Source organism: Luteitalea sp. (assembly GCF_022842525.1).
In the GTDB taxonomy this organism is placed as follows: Bacteria; Acidobacteriota; Vicinamibacteria; order Vicinamibacterales; family Vicinamibacteraceae; genus Luteitalea.
Genome location: NZ_JALHPM010000226.1, coordinates 1 through 8996, shown reverse-complemented (window position 1 = coordinate 8996; position 8996 = coordinate 1). Strand labels below are relative to the sequence as shown.

At 69.3% G+C, this 8996-nt stretch carries 8 protein-coding genes; 4 read left to right on the top strand and 4 right to left on the bottom strand.

Translation table 11 applies throughout. The annotated features are described in order from the left end of the window. Together Q0C41_RS27345 and Q0C41_RS27340 are read right to left on the bottom strand one after the other, a co-directional pair. On the bottom strand, positions 1 to 1245 hold a 1245-nt coding region (locus Q0C41_RS27345; protein WP_291989484.1), incomplete at its 3' end, for a DEAD/DEAH box helicase. 55 nt (positions 1246 to 1300) lie between these two features. Further along, positions 1301 to 2635: a cation:proton antiporter gene (locus Q0C41_RS27340; RefSeq protein ID WP_291989482.1), complete on the bottom strand. Its 1335-nt coding sequence runs from the start codon at positions 2633 to 2635 to the stop codon at positions 1301 to 1303. A gap of 115 nt (positions 2636 to 2750) precedes the next feature. Between Q0C41_RS27340 and Q0C41_RS27335 the strand changes: the two genes are divergently transcribed. The 4 genes from Q0C41_RS27335 to Q0C41_RS27320 all read left to right on the top strand — a co-directional run bounded on the left by Q0C41_RS27335 (position 2751) and on the right by Q0C41_RS27320 (position 6363). Next, entirely contained in the window at positions 2751 to 3311 is a 561-nt protein-coding gene (locus tag Q0C41_RS27335) for a DUF2585 domain-containing protein (RefSeq protein WP_367079314.1), read from the top strand. 156 nt (positions 3312 to 3467) lie between these two features. Beyond that, complete coding sequence (locus tag Q0C41_RS27330) at positions 3468 to 4934, top strand: Gfo/Idh/MocA family oxidoreductase (protein WP_291989478.1); 1467 nt, start codon at positions 3468 to 3470, stop codon at positions 4932 to 4934. Positions 4935 to 5082: 148 nt separating this feature from the next. Next, on the top strand, positions 5083 to 5484 hold the full coding sequence (locus Q0C41_RS27325; protein WP_291989476.1) for a response regulator: 402 nt from the start codon (positions 5083 to 5085) through the stop codon (positions 5482 to 5484). Positions 5485 to 5652: 168 nt separating this feature from the next. Beyond that, positions 5653 to 6363 (top strand): GvpL/GvpF family gas vesicle protein, encoded by a 711-nt coding sequence (locus tag Q0C41_RS27320; RefSeq protein WP_291989474.1) that lies wholly within the window; start codon positions 5653 to 5655, stop codon positions 6361 to 6363. A gap of 17 nt (positions 6364 to 6380) precedes the next feature. Here Q0C41_RS27320 and Q0C41_RS27315 read toward each other — a convergent pair whose 3' ends face one another. Then, positions 6381 to 6692: a hypothetical protein gene (locus Q0C41_RS27315; protein ID WP_291989472.1), complete on the bottom strand. Its 312-nt coding sequence runs from the start codon at positions 6690 to 6692 to the stop codon at positions 6381 to 6383. 73 nt (positions 6693 to 6765) lie between these two features. Continuing rightward, positions 6766 to 8996: TonB-dependent receptor (locus Q0C41_RS27310; protein WP_291989470.1), on the bottom strand; the 2231-nt coding region annotated here is incomplete at its 5' end.

Here is an 8996-nt window from a genome sequence, read left to right as displayed (position 1 = left end):
GGCCGGACGCGCCGCCCGAGCCGCGGCCTTGGCCTGCGCGCGGGCGCGTTCCTCGGCCTTGCGCTTGCGGATGGCCGCGATGCGCTCGGCGATCGGAATTTCGAGCCTGACCTCCGGCTTCGCGGTGTAGTCGAAGTCAGGCAACTGGACGCGCGGCAGCCGCTTGCCGACCACCTTCTCGATCAGGTTCCACTCGCCTTCTTCTTCACGCGAGACGAAGGTGAAGGCCTCACCCGTCGCCTCCGCGCGCCCGGTGCGTCCTACGCGATGGATGTAGTCCTCCGCCGCGACCGGCACGTCGAAATTCACGACGTGCCCCAGTTCGGTGACGTCGATGCCACGGGCCGCGATGTCGGTGGCCACCAGCACCGGATACTCGCCACTCTTGAAGCCCGCCAGCGCGAGGGTGCGCTGCGCCTGTGACCGGTTGCCGTGGATGCGGGCCGCCTTGACGCCCTGCTTCTCCAGGTAGGCCGTGAGGCGATCGGCGCGGTGCTTCGTGCGCGTGAACACCAGCGCCTGCGTCATGACGCCGCGCGCGAGCAACGCCGCCAGCAGCGCGCCCTTGAGATCCTGCGACACGGGGTAGACGGCCTGGGTGATGCCGACCGCGGGGGCTGCCTGCCGCGCGAGATTGATCGTCGCGGGGTTGTTCAGCAGTTCGCGCGTCAGACTGACGATCGGCGCCGGCATCGTCGCGCTGAAGAACAGGGTCTGTCGCGTGCCCGGCAGGTGCTTGAGGACGCGCTTGATGTCGGGCAGGAAGCCCATGTCCAGCATCCGGTCGGCCTCGTCGAGCACGAGGAACTCGAGGCCGGCCAGCTTGGCGTAGGGCGACCGGAAGTGGTCGAGCAGGCGGCCGGGCGTGGCGATGATGACATCCACCCCCCGTCGGAACGCCTGCTCCTGCGGCCCCATGCCGACGCCGCCGAAGACGGCGGCGGCCGTGATCGGCGTGTGGACGGCGAAGGTGTTGAGATCCTCGAGGATCTGGGCGGCCAGTTCGCGGGTCGGCGTGAGCACCAGGGCACGGGTGGTGCCTCGGGGCTGACCGATCAGCTTCTGGAGAATCGGCAGCAGGAATGCCGCCGTCTTGCCGCTGCCGGTCGCGGCGCAGGCCAGGACGTCACGGCCGGCGAGCGCCGGGCCGATGGCATCGGACTGGATGGGGGTCGGACGCGTGAAGCCGAGGTCTTTCAGGGCCCGCGTGAGGCTCGGATGCAGCCCAAGATGGGAAAAAGGCACAGGACAGTCTACCTGCCTCCGCGCTTGGCGCTTCGGCGGGGGCCGCGCGGCCGCGTCACGAGGCGGTCTGGCTTCCGGCCGCAGGCAACAGGAAGTGGGCGCTGACCCCGTGCGCCACGATGCTGGTGGCAACGGTCGTGACCACGATGTTGCTGACGGCGTACGCCGCCTGGCCGCCCAGGCCGTGCTCGAGGGCATACGCCAGGTAGTACAGGCTGCCGATGCCGCGGATGCCGAACCAGCCAATCAGACGGCCCTGCGCCGCCGACGTCGGCGCCCCGATCAGCGCCAGGCGTACGGCGATCGGCCGGACGACCACGATCAGGACGACGGCGACCAGCAGGCCGAAGGCGTCGGCGTGGGAGGCGAGGAGCACGCCGACCAGCACCACCAGCACCACTTCGAGGAGCCGTTCGAGGGTGTCGCCGAAGGTCAGGGTCTCCCCGACCACGACCCCGGCGGCGACCGCCGGGTGGGCCAGGTCGTGCTCGCTGGGCTGGTCGGGCACGACGTCCTCGGCCGGCGGATGCGCCACCTCCGGGTCACCCTCGTCGTGGTCCGGGTGCGGGTCGTCGCGCACGACGCCTCGCTCGGCATGGCGCATCCCGACCCCCGCGGCGAACGCGGCCAGGAACCCCCAGGCGTGCAGGCCCTCCGCCGCGGTGTAGCTGAGGAGAATCAGCGCCAGGCCCAGGAGGTCACTGGGCGCGCGCAGGTCCCGCTGCCAGTGTCGGAGCTGGATCCCCAGTCGTCCAATACCGCGCCCGAGGACATAGCCCACCGCGAGCCCCGCCGGCACCGCCCACAGCAGCCGCGACAGCGCCCAGGGCCCCACCCAGGCACCGAGGTGATCGGCCTGGAGCCACAGCAGACCGAAGACGACGAACGGGAACGCCGTCCCGTCGTTCAGGCCGGCTTCGCCGGACAGGGCGTAGCGCATGCGGTCCCGATCGTCGGCCTCGCTGACCGTGACGGCCCCGGCCAGGACGGGATCGGTCGGCGCCAGGATGGCCGCCGCCGTCATCGCCACGGGCCAGGTCCAGCCCCCGACCAGATGGAGCAGGGCCGCCACGCCGGCGATGGTGAGCAGCATGCCGGGTCCGGCCAGTCGCCAGGGGGCCTGCCAGGCCGGCTCCGTGAAGGGCAGGCGGAGCTTGAGCCCGCCGACGAAGAGCGAGGCGATGACCGCGAACTCCGTCAACTGGAGGAACCAGGGGGTCGGGCCGTCGAGATCGATGGCGAGGGCGCCGAGCCCCGCGGGACCGACCGCCACCCCGATCCCGAGATAGATCATCGCCGTCGTCAGGGGCAGACGACGGACGAGGGCCGAGGAGAGGGCCATGGTGAGGAACAGGCCGCCAGCGGCCGCCATCCATTGCAAATGCGTCACCCTGCCCCCGGATGCAAGCCCGTGACCAATGCCCGAGGCGGATGGCATAGTGAAGCGCGTGGCAGCGCGATCCCGGTTCCTCTCGTCGTTCGGCACGCTCGGCAGCACGCGCACGGTGGCCGCCGTCGGGGCCGTCATGGCGCTGGCGGGCCTGATCCTGCTGTTCTTGGGCCGCACGCCCATCTGCCGGTGCGGCGAGGTCGCGCTGTGGCACGGCCAGGTCAACAGCAGCGGGAACTCGCAGCACGTGTCGGATTGGTACACGTTCTCGCACGTCATCCACGGCTTCCTGTTCTACGGGCTGCTGTGGCTGGTCGGTCGCTGGCGGACCGGGGGCATCCCCCTCGGCCTCCGGTTGGTGGCCGCGGTGATCCTCGAGGCGAGCTGGGAGGTGCTGGAGAACACCGACATGGTGATCAACCGCTACCGCGAGGCCACGATCGCGCTCGACTACTACGGCGACAGCGTGCTGAATTCGCTGAGCGACATCGGCGCCATGGTCCTCGGCTTCGTCCTGGCCGCCCGCCTGCCGATCTGGGTGATCGTCGTCGCCGCCGTCGTGATGGAAGTGGTGGCGGGCTACCTGATCCGGGACAACCTGACGCTGAACGTCCTGATGCTCCTGTATCCGCTGGACGCCGTCCGCCAGTGGCAGCTGGCCGCTCCCCCCGGCTGACCCTTCCGCCCTCCGTCCTACCTCCGTCCTCGCTCCTCAGTCCTCCGTCCTCCCGCGTGATTCACCACTGGTCGTACCAGTGATAGACTCCGATATCCAGATCACAGCAACATCGGGAGACGTCCGTCGAGGCGTGCCCGTGCATGGAGGCCAGACGTGGCAGAACAACAGCAAGGCAATGGCATGTCGCGGCGCGAGTTTGCGTCCCGGCTCGGCGTGACCGCAGCGGTGGTGGCCGCTGGGGGACACTTCCTCCCCTCGACCGCACAAGCCGCGGCGCGCATTCAGGGCGCCAACGACAAGCTGGTGCTCGCGAGCATCGGCGTCCGCGGGCAGGGCAATGCGCTCAAGCGCGGGTTCGCCAAGATCAAGGGCGTCGAGATCAAGACGCTGGCGGACGTGGATCTGAATCTGGAGGCCGAGCGCGTCAACGACAAGGCCCTGGCCGACGTCGCGACGTTCAAGCCCACTTTCGTGCAGGATTTCCGCCGGGTCCTCGACGACAAGGACATCGACGGGGTGATCATCGCGACGCCCAACCACTGGCACGCGCTGATGACGGTGATGGCCCTCGAGGCCGGCAAGCACGTCTACGTCGAGAAGCCCTCGTCCTACACCATCTGGGAAGGGCGCCAGGAAGTCGAAGCGACGAAGAAGTACGGCAAGATCGTCCAGGTCGGCACGATGAACCGCAGCCGCCCGGCCGTCCGTCAGGCGATGCAGTTCCTCAAGGATGGCGGCATCGGCAAGGTCTACATGGCCCGCGGCCTGTGCTTCAAGCCCCGCCCGTCGATCGGCAAGTATCCCGATGGCCCGCTGCCCGCGGGCGCCACGTACAAGCTGAATGTCGAAGGCCGTCCCGAGCCGAGCTGGGATGCCGCCTACCTGTCGAAGGTCGACTACGACCTCTGGCTCGGTCCGGCCGCCAAGACGCCCTTCAACGTCAACCACTTCCACTACAACTGGCACTGGCACTGGGCCTACGGCAACGGCGACACCGGCAACCAGGGCCCGCACCAGTTCGACATCGCGCGCTGGGGCCTCGGCAAGAACGAGCACCCCGTCAAGGTCGCGTCGATGGGCGGCTACTACGGCCCCGAGTCGAGCCAGAACACGCCGAACGTCCAGACGTCGCTGTTCGAGTACGCCGATGGCACGGTGCTCGAGTTCGCCACGCGCGGTGAAGCGACCAACGAGGAGGGCTCGGTCAAGATCGGCAACCTCTTCTACGGCAGCGAGGGCTGGATGTGGGTCGATGGCGACGGCCGCAAGTGGCAGTCGTACAAGGGCCGGAGCAAGGAAGAAAAGGGCCCCGGCTCGGAAGCGCCGCCCAGTTCCGGTGGCAGTGACCCGCTCGTCCTCTTCAGCATCGAGACGCCGCACTACCAGAACTTCGTCGATGCCATCCGCGCCAACGACCCGACGAAGCTGACGTGCGACGTCATGGAGGGCCACCTGTCCTCCGCGCTGCCGCACCTGGCCAACATCTCGTACCGCGTCGGCCGCCAGTTGCAGTTCGACGGCAAGACCGAGACGTTCGTCAACGACCGCGAAGCCGACAAGCTCCTGACCCGCGAGTACCGCAAGGGCTTCGAGATCAAGCCCATCGCGCGCACCGAGTAGCGCCACCGCCAGCGATCGACCGCGGCCCCGGCGTCCACGCGACGTCCGGGGCCGTCGTGCGTCCGGGTATCGAACCGCTACAGCCTTGTGAGGCACGTCGTGCGTGACCTATGATGCGACGGCTTCCCGTCATGCCCAGTCACCGCCGATGATCGACATGCCCGCCGTGGCGCCGCTCGTGCTGCTCGTCGACGACTACGCCGACGCGCGCGAGATGTACGGGTTCTACCTGACCCGTCGCGGCTATCGCGTCGAGGAGGCGGCCGATGGACACGAGGCGCTGGCCAAGGCGCTCGGCCTGCTCCCGGACGTCATCCTCATGGACCTGTCGCTGCCTGGGATCGATGGCTGGGAGCTCGCCCGGCTGCTCAAGAGCGATCCGCGGACGACCGCGATTCCCATCGTGGCCCTGACCGCCCATGCGTTGAATGGCGAGGAGGCGCGGGCGCGCGATGCCGGCTGCGATGCCTTCGTCACCAAACCGTGCCTGCCCCAGGCGCTCGCCGCGGAGCTCGAGCGCGTCCTGCACGCCGCCGGGCTGCCCTCCTGACACGTCCTCGGCACCCCTCCGCCTCTCGTCGACGCCCTGCGCGCTGAGCGCGGCGTAGCGGGTTCACGCCCGTGATCGTCGCCTGGCCGGCAACCTGCGTCACAATGGTGGGTATCGACACTCCGAACGCCGGTCCCTGCCGGTTCGTCATCCCCGAGGTGGCCCCCGATGCGTAACGCGCCACCCCGCAAGGACGGACCGGCCGCGCTGGTGTACGTGCACGGCGTCGTGCGCGCCGCCGCGGCGCCCCGGCTCGGGCGGACGCCAGGCATGCCAGGAGCGACCGGGGGCCCGCGCATGGTGCCCGTGGCGGCGGGGTACTGGATGGTCGTGTCGGACGTGCCAGACACGCTGTACGGCGACGAGCCCCTGCGTCGACAGATCGAGGACCTCGTGTGGCGGGAGCGCTGCGCCGCCGTCCATCGCGACGCCCTGGGCCGCGCGATGCGTGGCGGACCGGTGGTGCCCCTGCGGCTCTTCACCATCTTCACCAGCGAAGCGGGCGCCGTCAGTCACGTGCAGGCCACACTGCCGACGCTGACCGCGCGACTGGACCACCTGGAGGGGCGCGTCGAGTACGGCGTGCAGCTCTCGCACGCGCCGCTGATGCCGCTGGCCGGACGCCAGGGACGCGAAACCGCGCCGCGCGCGCAGGTGCTGGCGCTCATCGGTCCGAGAGCCGTCGACGTCCGGGAGCGGCCGCGGCCCGCAGGCCCCGGGCGCGTGTGGCTGGACCTCGCCGTCCTGGTGCCAGCGATCGAGGGCCCGGCCTTCGTGCGGGCGGTGCGGACCGCCGACCGCGACCTCCGGGCCGGCGGGCACGAACTCGCCCTCACCGGCCCCTGGCCGCCGTTCAGTTTCGCCACGACGGAAACGTGACGGATCTGTCGACGCGACTACCGTGAGCCGGCGCCGACGCCGCACAACTCGCCGTCACGTGCGACGAGGGTGTGGAACGTACTGCGCTGCGCGTCCGCCGTGCCGGACTCGATCACCAGCCCGAGCTGCTGGGCGTCGAAGGTGTCGAACCACTCGTCCCAGCTGATGCGCGCCAGCGCCTCCCCACTGCTGAACCCGGGAAAATCGAGTCGGATGCGTCCTGGGATGCGAACGCCGTCGTGGCAGACGACGCAGGACGGCTTGGCCGTGCGTGCGTCGGCCCACGCCCTGATGCGGCGATGATCGGTCAGGACCTCGCTGAAGGCCATCTGTGTGTGCTCCTTGGTGCGCGCGAAGACGCCGTGCGCCAACTACGAAGCCACTGCAATGACCGTGCCTGCGTCAGAACGGCCAGTCGAAGCCGATGAGCGGGAAGATGCCGTTCTGCTCGTTGACCTCGGCCATGTTGCGCGTGCGGTTCCAGCCGAGGGTGGCGAAGTTCTTCCGGTTGGTCAGGTTCTGCGCGCCGGCGAAGAAGGTCACCCGCTGTCCGCCGATGGTGAACGCCCGGTCGATGCGGGCGTCGAGGCGGAAGTAGTCGTCGGCGCGGAGGCCGTTGACCTGGCTCAACTCGAAGACGCCGCGGTTCTGGGCGGTCGAGGTGACGAGGTCGAAGGGCGTGTACGGGCGCCCCGACAGGTACACGGCCCGGGCCGAGGCCTGCCACTTCTCCGTGAACAGCCAGGATCCCGTGAGGTTGACGACCACCGGATAGTCGAACGACCCGGGACGCAGCACCTGGTCGAGTCCGGCGTGCCTGGCGCGCGAGGCGGCGATGCTGGCCTGGCCGTACCACCGGCCGCCGGGCTTGCGTTCGGCCAGCAGCTCGATGCCCGTGACCTCGCCCTTGCCGGCACTCAGCAGCGGGAACAGGATGTCGCGCGTGGCGAAGGTGTCACCGATGTTGGCCAGCGACAGCTGCGGGATATCGGCCGCCACCGGGTAGTTGTCGTAGGTCTTGCGGTACGCCTCGACGGTGGCACGCATGCGGCCGGCGCTGCTGTAGCTGACGCCGGTGACGAAGTGATCCGCCTCGAAGGGCACGAGGTCGCGATTCTGATCGAAGGCCGCGAGGAAGAGGAAGAACGGCTGCTGGTAGTACCGACCGTAGCTGCCGCGCCACGACCAGCGGTCGTTGAACGCATAGCTGACACCGGCGCGCGGGCTGACCTTGGTCGACGACAGGTAGTCGTAGTGGTCGAGCCGTGCGCCGTAGGTGACGTTGAGGCGGGACGTCAGGTCCTGCGTCGCCTGGACATACAGGCCCGCCTGTGAGGACGTGAAGCTGCGCGTCAGCGAAAACGGCGCGAAGCCGGGTTCCCGGACGTACGGGCTGTCGTTGCCGAACGGCGAGGCCGTGTCGTAGTCGATGCGGAACAGCTTGAGGCTGCCGCCGGCCTGCAGCTTGACGCGCCGGCCCAGCGTCGACGTCAGGTCGTACTTGATCGTCGTCTCGTCCTCGCCGGAGTTCTCGCGGAACACGATGGGGCTGTTGGCGATGACGTCCTCGGCCGGCACGTCGGGCGGCACGACGCCGCCGAACGCCAGATCCTTCACCTGCTGGTCGACGCGCGCCGTCGAGTAGGTCACGCCGAGCAGCCCCACCGAACGCTCGCCGAGGAGGCGCTGCCAGTTGATGCCGGTCGCCGAACGACGCCCGTCGTAGCGGATGTCGAACGTGTTGATCTCGTCCTCGATGTCCTCGGTGTCGTTCGACCGCCCGAGCCGGATGTCGTCGAAGCCCGTGACGTTGATGATCCAGATGCGGTCCTTCGGCGTCAGGTCGTACACCGCCTTGGCGTTGACCGTGTACAAGGTCGGCACCCCGCCGAACCCGACATCGTCCGAGAACACGTCCAGGATGCTGCGACGCGCCGAGACGACCCACGACCCCTTCCGCCCCGGCAGCGGCCCCTCGGCGATGCCGCCCGCCCCGGCGAAGCCGAACGTGGCGCGACCACCCACCCGCTCGCGACTGCCCTCGCGCTGCGTGATCTGCAGGACGCTCGACGTGCGGTTGATGTAGGGCGCGGGATACCCGCCGGTCAGGAACGTGACGTCCTGGATGAGGTTGGCGTCGAGGATGCTCACCGTGCCCCCCGCCGACGCGAAGTTCGCGAAGGTGTTGATGTTGGGGATCTCGATGTTGTCGACGACGAACAGGTTCTCGAGCGGACTGCCCCCGCGCACGATGATGTCGTTGCGGAAGTCGTTGGTGCCGATGACGACGCCGGGCAGGGTCTGGACGTACCGCGAGATGTCCTGGAGGGCGGCGGCGTTGGTGAGGATCTCGGCCTGCTGAATCAGGAAGGCCGAGTTCTTGATCTCTTCCGGGGCCACGAAGGCCGAGGCGGTGACCGTCACGGTCTGCGTCAGACCCTCGAGCGACGGCAGGGTCACCTCGACGCGCCCCTCGAGGCCGGCGCGCACCGTGACAGGGTCGCTCTGGATCGGCGCGGCGCCCGCGGGCGTGATTTCGAGGCGATACGCCCCGCCCCTGACGTCAGGGATGCGGAAGCGGCCGTCCGGGCCGCTCACCGCGCATTGCGACGTCTCGATGACACACACCGCGA

What these genes read in the sequence shown, in the direction of transcription:
- Q0C41_RS27325 (WP_291989476.1), top strand. Translation starts at nt 5,083, where the DNA reads ATGATCGACATGCCCGCCGTGGCGCCGCTCGTGCTGCTCGTCGACGAC.
- Q0C41_RS27320 (WP_291989474.1), top strand. Translation starts at nt 5,653, where the DNA reads ATGCGTAACGCGCCACCCCGCAAGGACGGACCGGCCGCGCTGGTGTAC.
- Q0C41_RS27315 (WP_291989472.1), bottom strand. Translation starts at nt 6,692, where the DNA reads ATGGCCTTCAGCGAGGTCCTGACCGATCATCGCCGCATCAGGGCGTGG.